The 19,036-nt window shown below is 66.4% G+C and carries 20 protein-coding genes; 18 read left to right on the forward strand and 2 right to left on the reverse strand.

Going from position 1 to position 19,036, the window contains the following annotated elements; genetic code table 11:
- The first annotated feature begins 12 nt into the window (after positions 1-12).
- From ACWGQ2_RS16685 to ACWGQ2_RS16725, 9 genes are all read left to right on the forward strand, one after another.
- Positions 13-1,005: an electron transfer flavoprotein subunit alpha/FixB family protein gene (locus tag ACWGQ2_RS16685; RefSeq protein ID WP_452019258.1), complete on the forward strand. Its 993-nt coding sequence runs from the start codon at positions 13-15 to the stop codon at positions 1,003-1,005.
- Positions 1,005-2,771 carry a cytochrome b/b6 domain-containing protein gene (locus tag ACWGQ2_RS16690; protein WP_452019260.1) on the forward strand — a complete coding sequence of 589 codons (1,767 nt, stop codon included), beginning with the start codon at positions 1,005-1,007 and terminating at the stop codon, positions 2,769-2,771. The genes ACWGQ2_RS16685 and ACWGQ2_RS16690 overlap by 1 nt, the downstream gene beginning before the upstream one ends.
- Positions 2,772-2,816: 45 nt before the next feature.
- A complete protein-coding gene (locus tag ACWGQ2_RS16695; RefSeq protein ID WP_452019262.1) occupies positions 2,817-3,614 on the forward strand; it encodes a tyrosine-protein phosphatase in 798 nt (265 codons plus the stop codon).
- Positions 3,615-3,641: 27 nt separating this feature from the next.
- Entirely contained in the window at positions 3,642-4,916 is a 1,275-nt protein-coding gene (locus tag ACWGQ2_RS16700) for a molybdopterin molybdotransferase MoeA (protein ID WP_452019264.1), read from the forward strand.
- 41 nt (positions 4,917-4,957) lie between these two features.
- Positions 4,958-5,452, forward strand: coding sequence for a cyclic pyranopterin monophosphate synthase MoaC (gene moaC, locus ACWGQ2_RS16705; protein ID WP_452019266.1), 495 nt, complete (start codon positions 4,958-4,960; stop codon positions 5,450-5,452).
- Positions 5,449-5,946 (forward strand): MogA/MoaB family molybdenum cofactor biosynthesis protein, encoded by a 498-nt coding sequence (locus tag ACWGQ2_RS16710; protein WP_452019268.1) that lies wholly within the window; start codon positions 5,449-5,451, stop codon positions 5,944-5,946. The genes moaC and ACWGQ2_RS16710 overlap by 4 nt, the downstream gene beginning before the upstream one ends.
- The gene (locus tag ACWGQ2_RS16715; protein WP_452019270.1) at positions 5,936-6,376 is read left to right on the forward strand and encodes a molybdenum cofactor biosynthesis protein MoaE; all 441 of its coding nucleotides are present in this window, start codon (positions 5,936-5,938) and stop codon (positions 6,374-6,376) included. The genes ACWGQ2_RS16710 and ACWGQ2_RS16715 overlap by 11 nt, the downstream gene beginning before the upstream one ends.
- 16 nt (positions 6,377-6,392) lie before the next feature.
- A complete protein-coding gene (gene dapB, locus ACWGQ2_RS16720) occupies positions 6,393-7,151 on the forward strand; it encodes a 4-hydroxy-tetrahydrodipicolinate reductase (RefSeq protein ID WP_452019272.1) in 759 nt (252 codons plus the stop codon).
- 92 nt (positions 7,152-7,243) lie between these two features.
- On the forward strand, positions 7,244-7,648 hold the full coding sequence (locus tag ACWGQ2_RS16725) for a hypothetical protein (protein ID WP_452019385.1): 405 nt from the start codon (positions 7,244-7,246) through the stop codon (positions 7,646-7,648).
- A 68-nt stretch (positions 7,649-7,716) separates the two neighbouring features.
- On the opposite strand, the gene ACWGQ2_RS16730 is transcribed toward ACWGQ2_RS16725, so the two are convergent.
- Entirely contained in the window at positions 7,717-8,889 is a 1,173-nt protein-coding gene (locus ACWGQ2_RS16730) for a heparan-alpha-glucosaminide N-acetyltransferase domain-containing protein (protein WP_452019274.1), read from the reverse strand.
- Between the two features lie 90 nt (positions 8,890-8,979).
- Here ACWGQ2_RS16730 and dapA point away from each other — a divergent pair, with 90 nt between their 5' ends.
- The 6 genes from dapA (at position 8,980) to ACWGQ2_RS16760 (ending at position 16,237) form a co-directional block, all read left to right on the forward strand.
- Positions 8,980-9,900, forward strand: coding sequence for a 4-hydroxy-tetrahydrodipicolinate synthase (dapA, locus tag ACWGQ2_RS16735; protein ID WP_152228470.1), 921 nt, complete (start codon positions 8,980-8,982; stop codon positions 9,898-9,900).
- Between the two features lie 5 nt (positions 9,901-9,905).
- The gene (locus ACWGQ2_RS16740) at positions 9,906-11,597 is read left to right on the forward strand and encodes a ribonuclease J (RefSeq protein WP_452019276.1); all 1,692 of its coding nucleotides are present in this window, start codon (positions 9,906-9,908) and stop codon (positions 11,595-11,597) included.
- A 109-nt stretch (positions 11,598-11,706) separates the two neighbouring features.
- On the forward strand, positions 11,707-14,556 hold the full coding sequence (locus ACWGQ2_RS16745) for a DNA translocase FtsK 4TM domain-containing protein (RefSeq protein ID WP_452019278.1): 2,850 nt from the start codon (positions 11,707-11,709) through the stop codon (positions 14,554-14,556).
- A 19-nt stretch (positions 14,557-14,575) separates the two neighbouring features.
- On the forward strand, positions 14,576-15,181 hold the full coding sequence (pgsA, locus tag ACWGQ2_RS16750; protein WP_452019280.1) for a CDP-diacylglycerol--glycerol-3-phosphate 3-phosphatidyltransferase: 606 nt from the start codon (positions 14,576-14,578) through the stop codon (positions 15,179-15,181).
- Entirely contained in the window at positions 15,178-15,681 is a 504-nt protein-coding gene (locus ACWGQ2_RS16755) for a CinA family protein (protein WP_452019282.1), read from the forward strand. Before pgsA ends, ACWGQ2_RS16755 begins: the two co-directional genes overlap by 4 nt.
- A 130-nt stretch (positions 15,682-15,811) precedes the next feature.
- Positions 15,812-16,237, forward strand: coding sequence for a helix-turn-helix domain-containing protein (locus ACWGQ2_RS16760; RefSeq protein ID WP_422401734.1), 426 nt, complete (start codon positions 15,812-15,814; stop codon positions 16,235-16,237).
- 88 nt (positions 16,238-16,325) lie between these two features.
- Here the strand turns inward: ACWGQ2_RS16760 and ACWGQ2_RS16765 are convergent, their stop codons facing one another.
- A complete protein-coding gene (locus ACWGQ2_RS16765) occupies positions 16,326-16,802 on the reverse strand; it encodes a MarR family winged helix-turn-helix transcriptional regulator (protein WP_452019284.1) in 477 nt (158 codons plus the stop codon).
- A 105-nt stretch (positions 16,803-16,907) separates the two neighbouring features.
- On the opposite strand from ACWGQ2_RS16765, the gene ACWGQ2_RS16770 reads away from it, so the two are divergent.
- From ACWGQ2_RS16770 to ACWGQ2_RS16780, 3 genes are all read left to right on the forward strand, one after another.
- The gene (locus ACWGQ2_RS16770) at positions 16,908-17,132 is read left to right on the forward strand and encodes a DUF3046 domain-containing protein (protein ID WP_452019286.1); all 225 of its coding nucleotides are present in this window, start codon (positions 16,908-16,910) and stop codon (positions 17,130-17,132) included.
- A 210-nt stretch (positions 17,133-17,342) separates the two neighbouring features.
- Complete coding sequence (recA, locus tag ACWGQ2_RS16775; protein WP_422401731.1) at positions 17,343-18,392, forward strand: recombinase RecA; 1,050 nt, start codon at positions 17,343-17,345, stop codon at positions 18,390-18,392.
- Between the two features lie 9 nt (positions 18,393-18,401).
- Positions 18,402-18,974, forward strand: a complete 573-nt coding sequence (locus ACWGQ2_RS16780) for a regulatory protein RecX (protein WP_452019288.1) — start codon at positions 18,402-18,404, stop codon at positions 18,972-18,974.
- Positions 18,975-19,036: the final 62 nt, after the last annotated feature.

The raw sequence follows: 19,036 nt of genomic DNA on the forward strand, positions 1-19,036 counted from the left end.
GGGGCACCCACCATGACTGAATTCGCAAGTGATTCCATTCTCGTGCTGCTGGACACCCTGCCCGGGGGAGGACTGGCAAAGAGTTCCGCCGGCCTGCTGGGCGCCGCAGAGGGCATCGGTACCCCGGTGGTGCTGCTGGCCGGCAACCCGGCGGAGCTGGGCGAGGCCGCAGAGGCAGCCGCCGCCCTTGGCGCAGCTCGGGTTCTGACAGCAGATATCTCTGCTGCCGGGGCGGATATGACCGTTCCGGTAGTGGACGCACTTGAAGCCGCCGCCGCGCTGGTGGCGCCTGACGCCGTGCTGGTCTCCAATTCCGTGGAGGGGCGCGATGTGGCCGGACGGTACGCCGTGCGTGCCGGTACCGCACTGGCGGTTGACGCCGTGGGCCTTTCACGCGATGCAGAGGGCATAGTGGCCCTGCACTCCGTTTACGGCGGCGAGTATCTTGCAGAGTCAGCACTTACTTTCGGCACGCCCGTCGTGACCGTCCGCCAGGGGGCAGTTGAGGCACGGGCGCAGGCCCGCCCGCTGCAGCAGCAGGAGCTGGAATTCACCCTGCAGGGGGCAAGGGCGGGCCAGGTGCTCTCCTTCGACCCTGCCGTGGTGAACACCTCCCGTCCCGAGCTGCGCGGAGCTGGAAAGGTAGTGGCCGGCGGCCGCGGGCTGGGCTCTGCGGAGCAGTTTGCCCTGGTGGAGGAGCTGGCTGACGAACTCGGAGCAGCCGTGGGGGCATCCCGTGCGGCGGTGGATGCCGGTTATGTTCCGTACGCGCACCAGGTGGGCCAGACGGGTGTTTCTGTTTCACCCCAGCTCTATGTGGCCCTGGGTATTTCCGGTGCCATCCAGCACAAGGCCGGCATGCAGACCGCGAAGACCATTGTGGCCGTGAACCAGGACGCCGATGCACCCATCTTCGAAGGCGCGGATTTTGGTGTTGTGGGTGATCTGTTCACGGTGATCCCGCAGGCCATCAAGGTTTTGCAGGCCAAGAAGGCGGAGTCCTGATGTCCGAAGGCACAGCCCTGCGCAGGGGGCTCCCGCGCCGCGCCGGAGGAGCGCCCTGGCCCGAGGTGGAAGGCAGCCCCGCTCCCGGTTCCGCTCCGGTGCAGACCGCCTCCACAGCTGAGAAAACCGAAGCTCCCGGCCTGCCGGCGATGCAGGCCGATGGTGCGGGCGTGGAGCAGGAGCGTGAGGTCCGCGCTGCTTCCGCAGCAACGGAAACTGAGGCAGCAGCCGCCCCGTCAGGCACCGGCACAATTCAGCTGCGCCGCGGCCTTCCGCGCACACCCGGCGGTGAGGCCTGGCCGGCAGGAGGGGCAGCATCAGTTCCGGCGCCTGCCCGTGCGGAAACAGGTGCCGCCGCCGCAACGTCCGCCGCCGCAACGTCCGCCGCCGCAACGTCCGTGGACGTGGCGCCCGCCGGCAACACGGCCGGCGAAAACGCGCCGGGCACCGGCATGCCAGCCGGCGCAGCACCCGAACCCGCAGCTCCCGGAGGCCCCGGCGGCAGCACCCGGACCTACCGTCTTCGGCAGGGACTGCCGCGGACCACGGGAGGCACCGCATGGCCGTCTGTCAGCGAGGTGCAGGTGCACACCGTGGACGCCGGGACCCCGGCGGCAGCCCCGGCAGCGGATGAGCCGGCTGTTCCGGTGTCCGCAGTACCGGAAACACAGCCGGTATCCGCGGAATCCTCAAAGTCCGCGAACGTGCCGGTGCCCGGGAACGGTGCAGCCCGACCGGAACCGGCAGCGGACACACAGCCCAAACCGAGCACACAGCCCAATCCCGCCGCACAGCCCAACCCGGCCAGTCCGGCGCAGGCGCCCTCCGGTTCACCGGGGGTGCAGGACCCGCCGCGGGTACCGAACCGCTGGGTCAAACCCGGCCTCGCGGCGGCGGCACTGGTCCTGGCCGCTGCTGCGGCTGTGCTGTGCTCGCGCTGGTTCCTCAGCAGCGGGTCAGGAACGTCTTTCCTGGCGGCTTACCCCGGGGAATACCATTTGCCGGAGGGCGCGCCCGTAGGCCTGCCCGCCTGGCTGGGCTGGCAGCATTTTATGAACGTCTTCCTCATGGTGCTGATCATCCGCTCCGGGCTGCAGATCCGCCGCGAGAAACGGCCCTCTGCCTACTGGACGCCGAAGGGGCGGAACAGCGGAAAGGTCAGTCTCACCGTCTGGCTGCACCAGTCCCTGGATCTGCTGTGGCTGGTGAACGGGGCGGTGTTTATTGTGCTGCTGTTCGCTACCGGGCAGTGGATGCGGGTTATACCCACATCCTGGGAGGTGTTCCCCAATGCCGTCTCCGCAGGGCTGCAGTACATGTCCCTTGACTGGCCCACGGACAACGGCTGGGTGAACTACAACGCCCTTCAGCAGCTTGCCTACTTTGTCACGATCTTCATCGCAGCTCCGCTTGCCGCAGCCACCGGTTTCAGGATGTCCGGGATGTGGCCGAAGAAGGCACAAAGGGCGGGCAAGGCATTCCCCATCGAGGCAGCGCGTCGGGTCCATTTCCCGGTCATGCTCTATTTCGTTGCCTTCATTGCCGTACACGTCATCCTGGTCTTTGCCACGGGTGCACTCCGCAACCTGAACCACATGTACGCAGCCCAGGGATCCACCGACCCCGGGGCCTATGCATCCAACTGGACAGGCTTCTGGCTCTTTGTGCTTTCCCTCGCGGTGATCGTCGGGGCGGCAGTGCTGGCGAACAGACCGTTTGTGCTGGCTCCGGTGGCATCGGTGTTCGGCAAGGTCAGTTCCAGGTGAGGGCCGGAACCCTCTGACGAGGAACCGGTCCGCTAGGGTCTGAGCATGGCGATTTCAACCCTGGAAGGAACGTTCAATTTCCGTGATACCGGAGGTCTGCCCCTGACCGGAGGCGGGAGCACCGCGAACGGAATCCTCTACCGCTCGGACGCGGTCAGTGCCCTGACTCCGCGGGGCCTGGCGGATCTGGCAGGTTCGGGAATCAGCGTGATCGTTGATTTCCGGACCCCGGCCGAACAGCAGATGGCACCGGACCGCCTGCCGGCAGGAATGGACGTGGAGAAGGTGGACCTGCCGCTGCTCGAAGGCGCGTTCACGGCCATGGCCCAGACAGCCATGCAGCGGACGCAGCTTCCGGGCAGCGGGGCTGCCGCAGCACAGGCAGTGCAGGCGGCAGTGGACCAGCTGCCCACCCTGGACCGGATCTACACCGGAATGCTGGAACACGGCGCGCAGGTTTTCGCCCGCACCGCCAGGGCCGCTGCGGCCGCCGACGGGGCGGTGCTTGTGCACTGCACTGCTGGAAAAGACCGCACCGGGGTGGCGGCGGCCCTGCTCCTTGACGCCGCCGGTGTGGAAAGGGACGCCGTGCTTGCCGACTACGGGCGCAGCGAACTGCAGCTGGCCGGGGAGTGGTCCGAGCGGATGCTGGGCATGGTTGCCGGCATGGGGGTTCCGCTGACCGAAGGGATCGTCAGGCTTATCAACGGGGCCCCGGCCGAAGCCATCCGCGCGGCACTGGACTGGGTGGAGGACAACCACGGATCCGCTGCCGCCTACCTCCGCTCCGGCGGCCTGCAAGACACGGAACTTGCCCGGCTGCGCGCCCGCCTGCGGGGCTAACGGGCCGCAGGCATAGACTTTCGGCAAGTGACGCCGGGACTGGAGTGGGGGAACGTGAGCAGCGCAGGCAACCGGGTACGTCCCGTGGAAGAACATCAGGAAGCGGTACGTGCGCTGCTGGCACGCAGCCTGCGGCCGCGCGTCCAGGAGCGTGGGCTTTTCGGAGCCGCGGGCCGCATCCTCGCAGAAGACCTCACGGCCCCGCGCAGCCTGCCGCCGTTCGCGAATTCGCAGATGGACGGTTACGCCGTGAATTCCGTCGACCTCACAGCGGCGCCGGCGGGCAGCTTCGTCGAACTTGGGGTCGCCGCTCCCATCCCGGCCGGAGCGCAGGCACCGCCCCTGGCAGCCGGCACTGCCGCCCCGATCATGACCGGCGCCATGCTCCCGGACGGAGCAGACGCCGTCGTACCCATTGAACGTTCGCAGCCGGACACCTTCTACGCGCCGGAGGACCGCGACGGAGCCCGCGTGCACCTGCCCGCAGGCGTCCCGGCCGGCCAGTTTGTCCGTTCAGCAGGCAGCGACATAGCAGCCGGCACCCTGGCCCTGGCAAAGGGGACCCGCCTGGGCCCGGCCCAGCTGGGCCTGCTGGCAGCGCTGGGCATCGCCGAGGTGCCGGTGCTGGCGCCGGTGCGGGTAGCGCTGCTAAGCACCGGGGATGAAGTGGTGGAGCCGGGACAGGAACTGGCCCCGGGGCAGATCCACGACGCGAACTCGACCCTGCTGGCGGCCAGCCTTACCGAAGCCGGAGCGGAGGTCATCCGGTCCCGGATCCTGGCGGATTCCCCGGAGGACTTCCGCACCGCGCTGCGCGATGAACTCGCCCAGGGCGGGGCGGACCTCGTGGTGACCTCCGGCGGAATCAGCAAAGGCGCCTACGAAGTGGTCCGGCTGGCCCTTGCAGCTGAAGGCGTGGAGTTCTTTTCAGTGGCAATGCAGCCCGGCGGTCCGCAGGGCCTTGGCGCCGTCGACGGCGTTCCGCTCCTGGGGTTTCCCGGCAACCCGGTCAGCGCGCTGGTCTCGTTTGAGGTTTTCCTCCGGCCGGCCCTCACGGCACTGACCGGGTTGCCCCTGCCGCGGCGCATCCTCCGTGCCGTCCTGGCGGACGCGGCGGACAGCCCGGCAGGAAAACTGCAGGTGCGGCGCGGACGTTTCGTGGACGGCAGGGTTGAACTGATCGGCGGGCCGGGCTCCCACCTGGTCCACGCCCTCGCCGAATCCAACGCCCTGGTACTGATTCCGGCCGGAACCGGACACCTGCTCCAAGGCGCGGAAGTGACAGTATGGCTCTTGGAGTAACTGCACTTCGAGATCCAGCACACCACCGAAAGGACCCGAACATGTCCGGGGAAGAACACTCCGGGGACGCACCGGCCCTGACCCACGTCCGTGCAGACGGCACCGCCCACATGGTTGATGTCTCCGCCAAGGCCGAGACCTCCCGCGAAGCCACGGCACAGGCCGTGCTGAACACCACCGCAGAGGTGGTGCGGCTGCTCAGCGACGGCGGCCTGCCAAAGGGCGACGCCTTCGCTGTTTCCCGCGTCGCCGGCATCATGGCTGCCAAGCAGACCTCCACCCTCATTCCGCTCTGCCACCCGCTGCCCATCACCAAGGTCACCGTGGATTTTGAACCGGGGGAGAGGTCCGTGACCATGAAGGCTACCGTGAAGACCAAGGCACTTACCGGCGTCGAAATGGAAGCGCTGACCGCCGTGACGGTGACGGCACTGACGCTGTATGACATGGTCAAAGCCGTGGACAAGCACTCGGTCATCTCGGACATCATGGTGCTGGCCAAATCCGGCGGCAAGAGCGGAGACTGGAGCCTGTGATCCGCACTGAGACAGCACCCCGGCGGAAAGCCGCCATCCTGGTCGCTTCCACCCGCGCCGCTGCCGGTATCTACGAAGACGCCGCCGGACCGCTGCTGCAGGACTGGCTGTACGCCCAGGGCTTCGACGTGGTGCTCGCCGAAGTGGTGCCCGACGGCGAGGAGGTGGGCCAGGCGCTTCGGCGCATGCTGGCACTGGAACCCTCGGTCATCATCACCAGCGGCGGCACCGGCATCAGCCCCACCGACGCCACCCCGGAACAAACCCTTCCGCTGCTGGACCGGCAGGTACCCGGCGTGATGGAAGCGCTGCGTGCCTATGGGCTCAGCAAGACTCCCATGGCGGCGCTGACCCGCGGATACGCAGGGACAGCCGGAAGCACCTTTGTACTGAACCTGCCGGGCTCACCGTCCGGCGTCACGGACTCGCTGACGGTCCTGGAACCGATCCTCGGACACATCTGCGGCCAGCTGGAGGGCATCAATGAGCACTAGCGAAGTAGTTCTGGCATCCGTCGGAAACGACGTGCTGGATACCGAAACCGCCTACTCCGCCGTCTGGACGCCGCAGGCAGGCGCCGTCGTCACCTTCAGCGGGATCGTCCGCAACCACGACGGCGGCAGGGACGTCCGCTCCCTCGGGTACAGCGCTCATCCGACCGCCTCAGCGGTGATTGCCGGCGTCGCTGCCCGGATCGCCGAGAAGTATGACGGCGTGCGTCTGTGGGCGGCACACCGCACCGGACCGCTGGAAATCGGGGACGCTGCCCTGGTGGCCGCGGTGGCCTCCGCCCACCGCGGAACGGCCTTCGCAGCCTGTTCCGAACTGGTGGACACGGTCAAGGCCGAGGTGCCGATCTGGAAGGAACAGGCGCTCGCTGACGGAACGGTGGAGTGGGTGGGCGTCAGCGACGCCCCGGCCTGACCGGTAATCTGGAGCCATGAGCAATAAACTGCCCGTCGCGGTGCTTGGAGCCACCGGACGCATGGGGTCCGAAGCCGTCAAAGCCGTTGAAGCGGCACCGGACATGGAACTGGTGGCTGCCCTCGGCCGGCAGGACCCGCTGCAGACCCTGGTTTCCGCCGGCGCGCAGTACGTGGTGGACCTGACGGTTCCGGACAGCACCGAAGCCAACGTGCGCTTCGCCGTCGAACACGGCATGCACGCCGTGGTGGGCACCACCGGCTGGGATGCCGGACGCTTGGAGCGGCTGGACGCCCTGCTGGCTGAACACCCCGAAACCGGCGTGCTGATCGCCCCGAACTTCGCGCTGGGTTCCGTGCTCGCGTCGGCTTTCGCAGCCAAGGCGGCACCGTACTTCGAATCCGTCGAGATCGTGGAGCTGCACCACCCGAACAAGGTGGATGCGCCGTCGGGAACTGCGGTCCGCACCGCCGAGCTGATGGCGGCCTCCCGCGCCGAAGCGGGAACACCGGCCTCCCCGGACGCCACCGTCAAGGAACTTCCCAGTGCCCGCGGCGCCGACGTCGAGGGCATCCGGGTCCACTCGGTCCGCCTGCGCGGGCTGGTCGCGCACCAGGAAGTCCTGCTGGGCGGCGAGGGTGAGCAGCTCACCATCCGCCACGATTCCTACGACCGGGCGTCCTTTATGCCCGGCGTCCTCCTGGGCCTGCGCGAAGTTGCCGCGCACCCGGGCCTCACCGTCGGACTCGACGGTTACCTCAACCTGAACGCCTAAGGAAACCCCCGTTGTCCACCTTCTTTTCCGGCCTTTTCCATAACCGCGCCAAGATCGGCGTCCTGCTGGTCACGGTGCTCCTGGTTTTCTACATGCTGGTGGTCGCCCAGCGCGGCTGGCTGCTGCTGACCTCGGACGGCCTGATTACCAAGGCGATGGGAGCGGCCTACTTCGTGCTGCCCGCCGTCGGCGTCTGGGCACTGGTCCGCGAGCTGCTCTTCGGCGTCCAGACCGAGAAAATGGCCCGGATCCTCGCCGATGAAGGCGGACTGCCCGTGGACGATCTTCCCCGCACACCGGGCGGCCGGATCATCCGCGAAGCAGCCGACGCCGAGTTCCCCAAGTACCAGGCAGAAGTCGAGGCCGACCCTGAGCAGTGGAGGGCCTGGTTCCGGCTGTCCTGCGCTTACGACGCCGCGGGTGACCGCAAGCGGGCGCGTTCCTCGATGCGCCAGGCCGGCAAGCTCTTCAGCGGCTCAGTTCAGGCGAGTAGCTAGTTCAGCCGAGTAGCTAGTTCAGCCCAGCGCCTAGCCGGGCCCGGCCCGGGCCGCCGTGCGGGCACAGGTCAGTTCCGGTTTCCGGTCAGTTTCCCGTCGCGGGCCAGCCGCGAGGCTCCGGAGGCCACCGTTTCCAGCGGTCCGCGGGAGCCGAGCTTGACGAACGCGATCCCGATCAGCACCGCGGCAGCTGCCTGCAGCCAGAACACCCAGGACGGGTCAAGCGCCGGTTCCTGGGCATCGACCAGTGCCATCACCCAGATGTGCATGCTGTAAAGCGTCAGGGTCATTGCACCGGCGGCGGAGAGCGGCAGCAGCAGGTTGGGCCGCGCGCGGGTCAGCAGGAGGCAGACGCCGACGACGGCCGCTGCGGTGCCGCTGGTATGCAGCAGATCCAGCGTGGTCCCCGAATGCGGCGCACTCACAGCCAGCCACCACCAGGATCCCGACTGCTCCACCCCGGTCAGGTTTACTTCCAGCATCCGGCCGATCGGCCACTGCTGCCCTGACTCGGTTGCCAGCAGCTCGGCGAATCCGCCCGCATCGATGAGCAGGTAGGCACTGATGAACTTGGCGGCCACTGCGGCGAAGATGCCGCCGATCACCAGACCCGCCTGAACGGTGAGGGAACCCAGATTCAGCCGGCCGATGACCATTCCGACCAGCAGATAGCTCAGCCACTGAACAGTGGGGTAGAACCCGGTGAAGAACACGTCTGCGGCGAGCGTGGCGGGCTCGGCGAAGTGTTCCCACGTAATGTTCCCGCCCACGTCCGGCGGATTAAGGTTCTCCTGCAGCCATGGCCGCACCAGATAGGCCAGGACGGGGGAGAGGCAGATCCAGGCGCCCGCCCAGGCGGCCAGCCGGCCCAGGGGCATGGAGGTAAAGGGCAGCACCATCAGGAACAGCACGGCGTAATGGAACAGAATGATGGCGATCGAGATGTCCAGCCCGCCCAGCAGCAGCCCGATGAGCGCAATGACCACGGCACGGGCGGCTATGCCGCGCCGGCTGGCTCCGGGGGAGCGGCCGGTCCCGGGGCTGGAACCGCCGGTTAGCAGTGCGATGCCGATGCCCGCCACGACGGCGAACAGGGCTGAGGCACGCCCGGAGAAGGCAAGTGCCACAAAGGTGGGTTCCCCGGTTGCCGGGTCGTAGAGGGGGAAGATGTGCGTGGACATCATGCCCAGCAGTGCCACCCCGCGGGCCGCATCGATGCCCGTCAGACGCGTTCTGCTCATGACGGAATCGTCTCACAGGCCCCGCCCGCCCCGGGGCCGCACCGGTGTCCGTTTGTCCCAATCGCAGCTCCAACGGGTAACGTTTTACCCATGGCAGACTCTGATATTCGTTCCCGTCCGTTTGGGACCCTGGTGACCGCCATGGTCACCCCTTTCACCGCTGACGGTGAAGTTGACTTCGACGCCACGGCGTTCCTTGCCAACAAGCTGGTCGAGGACGGCTGCGACGGGCTGGTTGTTTCCGGTACCACCGGTGAGACCTCCACCCTGGAAGACAGCGAAAAAGAAGACCTCTTCCGCGTTGTGGCGCAGACTGTCGGCGGCCGCGCGAAGGTCATCGCAGGAACCGGCACCAACCACACCTCGCACTCAGTGGAGATGGCACGCCGTGCCGAGCGCGCCGGTGCCGACGGCCAGCTTGTGGTGACGCCGTATTACAACAAGCCGACCCAGGCTGGCGTGATCGCCCACTTCGACGCCGTATCGGCTGCCAGTGATCTGCCCATCATGATTTATGACATCCCGGGACGCGCCGGGATTCCCATCGCCACAGAGACGATGTTCCGCCTCGCGGAGAACCCCAAGGTCCTGGCGCTCAAGGACGCCAAGGCCGACTTTGCCGCCGTGACCAGGGTCCTGGCCAACACGACCCTGGACGTTTACGCCGGTGACGACGGACTGACGCTGCCGTGGATGGTGGCCGGAGCAGTCGGCGTCGTCAGCGTCAGCGCCCACGTTGCCACCGGCGCGTTCCGTGCCCTCGTGGACGCCGCCGCCGCAGGAGATTTCGACAAGGCCCGCAGGATCCACTTTGAGCTGGATCCGGTAGTGCGAGCCGTAATGACACACATACCAGGTGCCATTTCCGCCAAACAGATCCTGAAGATGCAGGGAGTGATCCCCGACGCCGCTGTAAGGCTGCCTCTGGTGGCTCCCGATGCCATTGAAATGGAAGCTGTCCTGGCGGACCTGGCCGAAGCAGGATGGGACTTTTCCCAGGACAAGGCGTAACAAACATGATTGAAGCTGCGGGTACCGCATTGCAAACCCCTCCCCGTCTCGAAGACGGAACACTACGGATCGTTCCGCTGGGAGGGCTCGGAGAAATCGGCCGTAACATGGCTGTCTTCGAGATCGACGGCAAACTGCTCATCGTGGACTGCGGGGTGCTCTTCCCCGAAGAGACCCAGCCCGGCGTCGACCTGATCCTGCCGGACTTTTCCTACATTGAGGACCGGCTGGATGACGTAGTGGGCGTCGTGCTCACCCACGGCCACGAGGACCACATCGGCGCGGTTCCCTACCTGCTGCGGCTGAAGAAGGACATTCCCCTGATCGGTTCGCAGCTGACGCTGGCGCTGATCGAGGCGAAGCTGCAGGAACACCGCATCAAGCCGTTCACCCTCACGGTGAAGGAGGGCCAGGTAGAGCAGTTCGGCCCGTTCGAGTGCGAGTTCGTGGCCGTGAACCACTCCATTCCCGATGCCCTTGCAGTCTTCATCCGCACACGGGCCGGCAACGTCCTGCACACCGGTGACTTCAAGATGGACCAGCTGCCGCTGGACGGCCGCATTACGGACCTGCGTGCCTTTGCCCGGCTGGGCGAAGAAGGCGTGGACCTGTACATGGCTGACTCCACCAACGCCGACGTCCCGGGCTTCACATCCCCCGAAGGCGCCATCGGCCCGGTACTCGAAGAGCTCTTCGGCAAGGTCAAGAAGCGCATCATCGTGGCGTCCTTCTCCTCCCACATCCACCGCGTGCAGCAGGTGCTCGACGCCGCTGCAGCGCACGGCCGCAAGGTCTGCTTCGTGGGGCGCTCCATGGTCCGCAACATGGCCATCGCGGAGAAGCTGGGTTACCTGCACGTCCCCGAGGGAATCCTCGTGGACCTGAAGAACGTGGATAACATGCCGGACCACAAGCTGGTCCTGATGTCCACCGGTTCGCAGGGCGAGCCCATGGCAGCCCTGTCCCGCATGGCTAACGGAGACCACCGCATCAGCATCGGCAAGGGTGACACCGTCATCCTGGCCTCCTCCCTGATCCCGGGCAACGAGAACGCCGTCTTCCGCGTGATCAACGGCCTGATGAAGCTCGGCGCAGACGTGGTACACAAGGGCACCGCCAAGATCCACGTTTCCGGCCACGCCTCTGCCGGCGAACTGCTCTACACGTACAACATCCTCAAGCCGAAGAACGCCATGCCCGTGCACGGCGAGACCCGGCACCTGATCGCCAACGGCAAGCTCGCAGTCCAGACCGGCGTCCCGGAGCAGAACATCATCCTGGCCGACGACGGCACCGTGGTGGACCTGGTGGACGGCAAGGCCCGGGTTGTCGGCGCCATCGAGTGCGGCTTCGTCTACGTGGACGGCTCCAGCGTCGGCGAGATCACCGACACCGACCTCAAGGACCGCAGGATCCTCGGCGAGGAAGGCTTCATCTCCGTCATCACCGTGGTGAACCGCAGCACCGGCACCATCGTCTCCGGCCCGGAGATCCACGCCCGCGGCTTCGCCGAGGATGACGCCGTGTTTGACGAGATCAAGCCCAAGATCAGCAAGGCACTGGAAGAAGCGGTGACGTCCAACCGGGACCACACCGCCTACCAGCTGCAGCAGGTTGTCCGCCGCGTGGTGGGAACCTGGGTCAACCGCAGGCTGCGCCGCCGCCCGATGATCGTCCCGGTGGTTCTCGAGGCCTAGGCACGACGCCGATTCCTTCCCCGGATGCACGCCGGTCCGGGGAAGGAACAGCGCCCGTTTGGCGCGTATATTCGCCGGTTTGTCCCCGCTCTCCGGTAGCGTGGCACCTATGGCGACTCGTACTTCCCCTGCCGCGCGCGGCAGTTCCACCAGCCGGACTCCAGCCCGCGGCGGCCAGAAGTCCGCGCAGCGCGGGAAGTCTTCCAGCCGCCCTGCCGCCAAGGCCCAGCCCGAGGAAACGCTGCCGCTTCCGCTGCGGGCCATCCAGGGTGCCTGGATGGGCGTGGCCCGCATCGTCGGCGCCGGCGTCCGCAAGCTTGGCACCGACGTTGCACCGGACCGCGAGATCCGCCGGGACGGAACCGGTTTCTTCCTGATCCTGACCGCGCTCCTGATCGCCACCGTTGAATGGTGGGCGCTGCGCGGCCCCGTGGCAGACATCATCCACGCCGGCGCTGCAGGCACGTTCGGCTGGATGGCCGTAGTGCTGCCCTTTATGCTCCTGACCGCCTCAGTACGGCTGTTCCGGTATCCCGAACGGCACCGGGCCAACGGCCGCATCAGCATCGGGCTGACCATCATGCTCTGCTCCGGTGCCGGCATCACGCACCTGATCGGAGGCGCCCCCGCGCTCTCCGACGGGTTCGACCGGCTCTGGGTCTCCGGGGGCATCGTCGGCTTCCTCGTCGCCGGACCGCTCTCAGCCGCCATCACCGCGTGGCCGGTCATCGTCCTGCTTTCGCTGCTGGTCTTTATCTCCGTCCTGATCGTCACCGCCACGCCGTTCCGGCACATTCCGCTGCGCCTGCGGGCCCTGTACGAGCACCTCATGGGCCAGGACCTGGCCGCGGACGATCCCGAAGCCCACGACCAGAGCTACCTGTACGCCACGGAGCGCCCGGCGAAGCCCAAGAAGGAACGCCGCTTCGGCCGGGCCAAGAAGGAAGCTGAGGAGGAGCACAGCGACGGGTTCGCCGGAGACGAAGCTTTCGAAGCAGCGCTGCTGCGGGACGAGGAAGAGCGCCAGGAGGCGGCTGCCGCAGCCGAACCGCAGGTCCCGCCGGGAGTGCGCCGTCCCACCAAGTCCGAGCTGGCTACCCAGAAACTCCGCCGCGACCAGGGCCTGGAAGACGCCGAGCCGCCCACGGAAGCCATTTCCCTGGTGCCCGAGGCAGCGGCGTCGCTCGTCGCCGCTCCGCCCGTTCCGCCGGTTCCTTCCCGCCCGGTGGCTCACGTGCCGCCGTCGGCCCCCATCCCGCAGCGCACCGAACAGCTCCAGCTCTCCGGCGACGTCACCTACACGCTGCCGCCCTCGGAATTCCTGCCTTCCGGCCCGCCAGCCAAGGAGCGCTCCGAAGCCAACGACGCCGTCGTGGCGGCGCTGACCCGCACCCTGGAGCAGTTCAACGTGGACGCCAAGGTCACCGGCTTCTCCCGCGGTCCGACGGTCACCCGCTACGAGATCGAACTCGGCGAAGGCACCAAGGTGGAGCGCGTCACGGCGCTGTCCAAGAACATCTCCTATGCCGTCGCCAGCTCCGACGTGCGCATCCTCTCGCCGATCCCGGGCAAATCCGCCATCGGCATTGAGATCCCGAACGCGGACAAGGAAGTCGTTGCCCTGGGTGACGTGCTGCGCTCCAACGCCGCCCGCAAGACCGAGCACCCCATGGTCATGGGGGTGGGCAAGGACGTCGAGGGCGGGTTCGTCGTCGCCAACCTTGCCAAGATGCCCCACCTGCTTGTTGCCGGCGCAACCGGCGCCGGCAAGTCCTCGTTCGTGAACTCGATGATCACCTCCATCCTGATGCGCTCCACCCCGGACGAGGTGCGGATGGTCATGGTGGACCCCAAGCGTGTGGAGCTAACCGCCTACGAGGGCGTTCCGCACCTGATCACGCCCATCATCACCAACCCGAAGAAGGCTGCCGAGGCACTGCAGTGGGTGGTCCGGGAAATGGACACCCGCTATGACGACCTGGCGAACTTCGGCTACAAGCACATCGACGACTTCAACAAGGCTGTCCGCAACGGCAAAGTGGTGCCGCCGGCCGGTTCCAAACGTGTCCTGAAGCCCTACCCGTACCTGCTGGTGATCGTGGACGAGCTCGCGGACCTCATGATGGTCGCCCCGAGGGACGTCGAAGACTCAATCGTGCGCATCACCCAGCTGGCCCGTGCGGCCGGCATCCACCTGGTGCTGGCAACGCAGCGTCCGTCCGTCGACGTCGTAACCGGCCTGATCAAGGCCAACGTGCCTTCGCGCATGGCCTTCGCGACGTCCTCGGTCACTGACTCCCGCGTGGTCCTGGACCAGCCCGGCGCGGAGAAGCTGCTGGGCCAGGGCGACGCCCTGTTCCTGCCGATGGGTTCCAACAAGCCGATCCGTGTCCAGGGCGCCTGGGTCACTGAATCCGAGATCCACCGCGTGGTGGAGCACGTCAAGAACCAGCTCCAGGCAACGTACCGCGAGGACGTCACGGTCACCGCGCCGAAGAAGCAGATCGACGACGACATCGGAGACGACCTCGACGTGCTGCTGCAGGCTACCGAACTGGTGGTAACCACGCAGTTCGGCTCCACCTCCATGCTCCAGCGCAAGCTGCGGGTCGGCTTCGCCAAGGCCGGCCGCCTCATGGACCTGCTCGAATCCCGCGGCGTGGTGGGCCCGTCCGAGGGCTCCAAGGCCCGCGACGTGCTGGTCAAGCCGGATGACCTGGCAGCAACCCTTGCCGCCATCCAGGGCGGCGAGGCGCTGGCCGGGCCGGACGCCGCTGAAACCGCAGCGCTGGCGGACAACGCCAACGTCAACCACGGGTTCGACGCCGGGGGACCGGTGGACCTGGTGGCCCAGGACCTGGACTCACGGCCGCAGGCACAGGATTATTACGACGGCGCCGAGGGATCCAGCGACGACGGCGACGGTTCAGAGGACGCGTGGAACCTCACCGGCCGCTGAATCCGGTTAGGCTGGTTTCGTGAGCAATTCTGGAACCGAACGGGTACCCACCCTCAATATCGCCAACGTCCTGACGGTCATCCGCATCGTCATGGTGCCCCTGTTTATCTGGTTTCTGGTGGCCGACGACGGCAGGGACGGACTCTTCCGCTGGCTGGCGGTGGCAACGTTCGCCGTGGCCATCTACACCGACAAGCTCGACGGTGACCTGGCCCGCAGCCGCGGACTGATCACCGACTTCGGCAAGATCGCCGACCCCATTGCGGACAAGCTGCTGATTGGCTCCGCCCTGGTGATGCTCTCCATCCTGGGTGAGCTCTGGTGGTGGGTGACCATCGTGATCCTGGTCCGCGAAATCGGCATCACCGTGATGCGCTTTGTGGTGATCCGCTACGGCGTCATGGCAGCCTCCCGCGGGGGCAAGCTCAAGACCGTTATCCAGACCTTCGCCATCTTCCTGTTCCTGCTGCCGCTGACTTCGTGGCTGGGGGACTGGGCCTGGTGGATCAGCGCCACCGTGATGGCCGCCGCCGTCGTCGTCACCGTGCTGACCGGGCTGGACTATGTTGTCCAGGCAGTGAAGCTGCGCGCCGGAGCCCGCGGGAATACGGGCCACACCGCATGAGCACCGTCCCGGAGCGGATCATCGCCGCAGCCGCAGCGGCCGGGAAACGGATCGCCGCCGCCGAATCGCTGACCGCGGGGATGGTCGCTGCCGAACTGGGGACCGTTGCCGGCGCATCTGCAGTGCTGCAGGGCGGGGTAGTTGCGTACCAAAACAGTGTCAAGAACAAGGTCCTGGGCGTGGACGGGGCGCTGCTGGCCTCAGCCGGCTCGGTCGATGCCCGGGTTGCCGAGGAAATGGCAGCCGGCGTGCGCACTCTCCTGGACGCAGATTTTGGCGTGTCCACCACCGGTGTTGCCGGTCCGGACCCCCACGACGGCAAGGAAGTCGGCACCGTGTTCATTGGCCTCGCCGGTCCCGGCGGCGCCTCTTCGCACGAATTCCACTTCGACGGGGACCGCGCGTCAATCCGGTCCCAGGCCTGCGCCGCCGCCCTTGAGCTGCTTGCCGGTCAGTGGAGCCCTGAATCCGGAAAAACATCCGGTCCTCGCAGCTCCTAACGCAGCCCGGGAACAAATCCGCAGGGGCGTCAGTTGTTAGTATCAGGAACCACCAAGGTTTCCGGTTTAGGATCGTAGACATTCCGCGGTTTCCACCGCGGACGGATCGATAAGGGAGCAGGACATACACATGGTAAAGCAACCCGTGTCCGTGAACGGCGTCATTCGCTGGCGGGATGTAGGGTTGGCGGAAGATGCACACCGGGAGCCTAAGGAGCGCAAGATGGTAGTTCTACGCCACGAGATTGGTGATGTACTCCGCGACGTACGCCAGCGCCAGGGCCGTACCCTGCGTGAGGTGTCGCACAGTGCCCGGGTTTCGCTCGGTTACCTGAGCGAAGTTGAGCGGGGACAGAAGGAAGCTTCTTCTGAACTCCTGTCTTCAATCTGCAGTGCTCTCGATGTACCTCTGTCCCTGATGCTTCGTGAGGTCAGTGACCGTGTGGCCAGTGCCGAAGGCGTTTCCATTCCCGATACCGTTCCTACGGAGTTCTCGCGCGAGTTTGCCCGCGAACTCCCGGAGGACCTGGCTCGGGACCTGGCCCGCACGCCGTAACAACCTCGGGCAGCCGCCATTTGCTGCCCGTCCCAAGACACACCAAAAGACCCCGTCCGAAGGCGGGGTCTTTTGTATGTTCCGGGTGTTACCTGCCTGCGCCGGGGACTTCGGAGGCGTTGAGTTTGTGGAGCAGCACGCTGAGCGTATGAACCTCTTCCTCATCCCAGGAAGACAGCAGCGAACGGAAGTGCTTCTCCCGCGCCCGCTGGGTTGTGGCCAGCTGTTCACTGCCGGATTCGGTAAGGCTGATGGTCTGCGCCCGGCCGTCCTCGGGGTCGGCCTGCTTCTCGACCAGGCCCAGGGACTCGAGCATAACGATCTGCCGGCTTACGGAAGGCTTCCCGACGCCGATGGCCGCTGCCACGTCCGTCAGGCGAAGCGGCCCGCGGCGCTGCAGAAGGACCAGAAGCCCGTAGGCGGCCGGCTCAAGGTCAGGATGCACTGCCCTGGCCACACGCTGGGACGCTGCCCGCGCCCGGCGCCACAGGACGCTCAGCTCCTGTTCGAGGTTCTCTATGGCCTGGTTCGGTGCGGGAACGGTTGCCGGCGGCTTATCGGTCATGGACCCTATTCTAGGCGGCGCAGCCCATTCGCCCTGGTCTTCGCGCTGTGGGTGAACAGGCTCTGCCGGGCGCAGCGGAGCGGGAAGGCGTGAGAGGATTAATTGATGCGAATCAGTGATTTCTGGCGGCTTATGGACGACGAATTCGGGTCTGCCTATTCCCGTGTGCTGGCAGCGGACCTCGTGCTGACCGGGCTGAACGGACGGACGGCCCTGCAGGCGCTGGAGAACGGAACTGATCCGAAGCGCGTCTGGCTGGAGGTCTGCGAGATGCAGGAAGTGCCGCGGGAACGCCGGCTTGGGCGGGACATCAAACCTAAAGAGGCCTAGACACGCGGGGAGGCCTATTCGAATATCTGTTCGGATCCCGATATGCTCCTACACAGGGGCAGCAACTGGTCCGCCCCGCTCCGGCTGTCCACACCGGCATCTGGCCGCCACGGCAATGTCAGTGCCGTCGCATACGGTTTTCAGTGAGCAACCGACAGTCGGCCCACGGGCCGGGAACAACAGCAACAGCCACAACAACAGAGGTGAAGAATGGCCGCTCCAGACCGCGCCAAAGCACTCGAAGCAGCACTGGCCCAGATCGACAAGCAGTTCGGCAAGGGCTCGATCATGCGGCTGGGCGACGAGACCCGCGCCCCGATCGAAACAATCTCCACCAGCTCCATCGCGCTGGACATCGCCCTGGGTATTGGCGGACTTCCCCGGGGACGCGTCGTGGAGATCTACGGACCCGAATCCTCCGGTAAGACCACCGTGGCACTGCACGCCGTGGCCAACGCGCAGAAGAACGGCGGTATCGCAGCGTTCATCGACGCCGAGCACGCCCTGGACCCTGAATACGCCAAGAAGCTTGGCGTCGACACCGACGCCCTGCTGGTTTCCCAGCCGGACACCGGTGAACAGGCCCTGGAGATCATGGACATGCTGGTCGGCTCCGGCTCGCTGGACATTGTGGTCATCGACTCCGTGGCTGCCCTCGTGCCCCGCGCCGAAATCGAAGGCGAAATGGGCGACAGCCACGTGGGCCTGCAGGCCCGGCTGATGAGCCAGGCCCTCCGAAAGATCACCGGACGCCTGAGCCAGACCAAGACCACCGCCATCTTCATCAACCAGCTGCGTGAGAAGATCGGCGTCTTCTTCGGCAGCCCGGAGACCACCACCGGCGGCAAGGCCCTGAAGTTCTATGCTTCGGTCCGCATCGACGTCCGCCGCATCGAGACCCTGAAGGAAGGCACCAACCCGGTTGGTAACCGAACCCGGGCCAAGATCGTCAAGAACAAGATGGCCCCGCCTTTCAAGCAGGCTGAGTTCGACATCATTTACGGGCAGGGCATTTCCCGCGAAGGCGGCCTGATCGACATGGGCGTGGAGCACGGCATCGTCAAGAAGTCCGGTGCCTGGTTCACCTATGACGGAGACCAGCTGGGACAGGGCAAGGAAAACTCCCGCCGCTTCCTCCGGGACAACCCGGAACTGGCAGACGAAATCGAACGGCGGCTGCGCGTCAAGCTCGGCGTTGACGCCCAGCCCGAAGAGCAGGCCCCTGAAGGCAAGGCCAGCGCGGCAGCAGCCGGCGCGTAGCTAGCGCCAATGCAGCAGCGCCGCCGCAGGCCGGGGGTGGATGGCCAGGAAGGCCCCACCCCCGGTTCCGCGGCCGATTCAACGCCGGAGGCAGACCCGCACTCAGTTGCCCGCGCGATCATCCTGCGCCAGCTGACCAGCTCGGCCAAGAGCCGGAAGCAGCTCGCAGACAAACTGGCAGAACGGGACGTGCCCGAGGACGTCGCTGAAGCCGTGCTGGACCGGTTCGAAGAAGTCCAGCTGATTGACGACGCGGAGTTTGCCCGCATGTGGGTCCGCAGCCGGTCCCAGACCCGATCCCTGGCACGGTCTGCGATCCGCAGGGAGCTCGCCGGAAAGGGTATTGAGCCTCAGCTGGCCGAAGAGGCCTTGGAACAGATCACCGCCGATGACGAAACCGAGGCAGCCCGGGATCTTGTAGAGCGAAAACTCCGCCGCGCGTCCGTTCCCGAAGACGCCAAGGAACGGGACAAGCTTGTCCGGCGGCTCGTTTCAATGCTCGCCCGCAAAGGCTATTCGCCATCCCTGGGATTCTCTGTAGTCAACGACGCGCTCGGCGCACGCCGGAACGGCGAAACGTAACCGTCCAGACCCGTCCCGAAGGCCCCGGCAGCGGGTGCCGTATGCTGACATCACTATGTTTA

This window comes from Arthrobacter sp. NPDC055585 (assembly GCF_053619115.1).

Coding starts and splice junctions, on each gene's coding strand:
- ACWGQ2_RS16685 (WP_452019258.1), top strand. CDS start 13: ATGACTGAATTCGCAAGTGATTCCATTCTCGTGCTGCTGGACACCCTG.
- ACWGQ2_RS16690 (WP_452019260.1), top strand. CDS start 1,005: ATGTCCGAAGGCACAGCCCTGCGCAGGGGGCTCCCGCGCCGCGCCGGA.
- ACWGQ2_RS16695 (WP_452019262.1), top strand. CDS start 2,817: ATGGCGATTTCAACCCTGGAAGGAACGTTCAATTTCCGTGATACCGGA.
- moaC (WP_452019266.1), top strand. CDS start 4,958: ATGTCCGGGGAAGAACACTCCGGGGACGCACCGGCCCTGACCCACGTC.
- ACWGQ2_RS16715 (WP_452019270.1), top strand. CDS start 5,936: ATGAGCACTAGCGAAGTAGTTCTGGCATCCGTCGGAAACGACGTGCTG.
- dapB (WP_452019272.1), top strand. CDS start 6,393: ATGAGCAATAAACTGCCCGTCGCGGTGCTTGGAGCCACCGGACGCATG.
- ACWGQ2_RS16725 (WP_452019385.1), top strand. CDS start 7,244: ATGCTGGTGGTCGCCCAGCGCGGCTGGCTGCTGCTGACCTCGGACGGC.
- ACWGQ2_RS16730 (WP_452019274.1), bottom strand. CDS start 8,889: ATGAGCAGAACGCGTCTGACGGGCATCGATGCGGCCCGCGGGGTGGCA.
- dapA (WP_152228470.1), top strand. CDS start 8,980: ATGGCAGACTCTGATATTCGTTCCCGTCCGTTTGGGACCCTGGTGACC.
- ACWGQ2_RS16740 (WP_452019276.1), top strand. CDS start 9,906: ATGATTGAAGCTGCGGGTACCGCATTGCAAACCCCTCCCCGTCTCGAA.
- ACWGQ2_RS16745 (WP_452019278.1), top strand. CDS start 11,707: ATGGCGACTCGTACTTCCCCTGCCGCGCGCGGCAGTTCCACCAGCCGG.
- ACWGQ2_RS16755 (WP_452019282.1), top strand. CDS start 15,178: ATGAGCACCGTCCCGGAGCGGATCATCGCCGCAGCCGCAGCGGCCGGG.
- ACWGQ2_RS16760 (WP_422401734.1), top strand. CDS start 15,812: ATGGTAAAGCAACCCGTGTCCGTGAACGGCGTCATTCGCTGGCGGGAT.
- ACWGQ2_RS16765 (WP_452019284.1), bottom strand. CDS start 16,802: ATGACCGATAAGCCGCCGGCAACCGTTCCCGCACCGAACCAGGCCATA.
- ACWGQ2_RS16770 (WP_452019286.1), top strand. CDS start 16,908: ATGCGAATCAGTGATTTCTGGCGGCTTATGGACGACGAATTCGGGTCT.
- recA (WP_422401731.1), top strand. CDS start 17,343: ATGGCCGCTCCAGACCGCGCCAAAGCACTCGAAGCAGCACTGGCCCAG.
- ACWGQ2_RS16780 (WP_452019288.1), top strand. CDS start 18,402: ATGCAGCAGCGCCGCCGCAGGCCGGGGGTGGATGGCCAGGAAGGCCCC.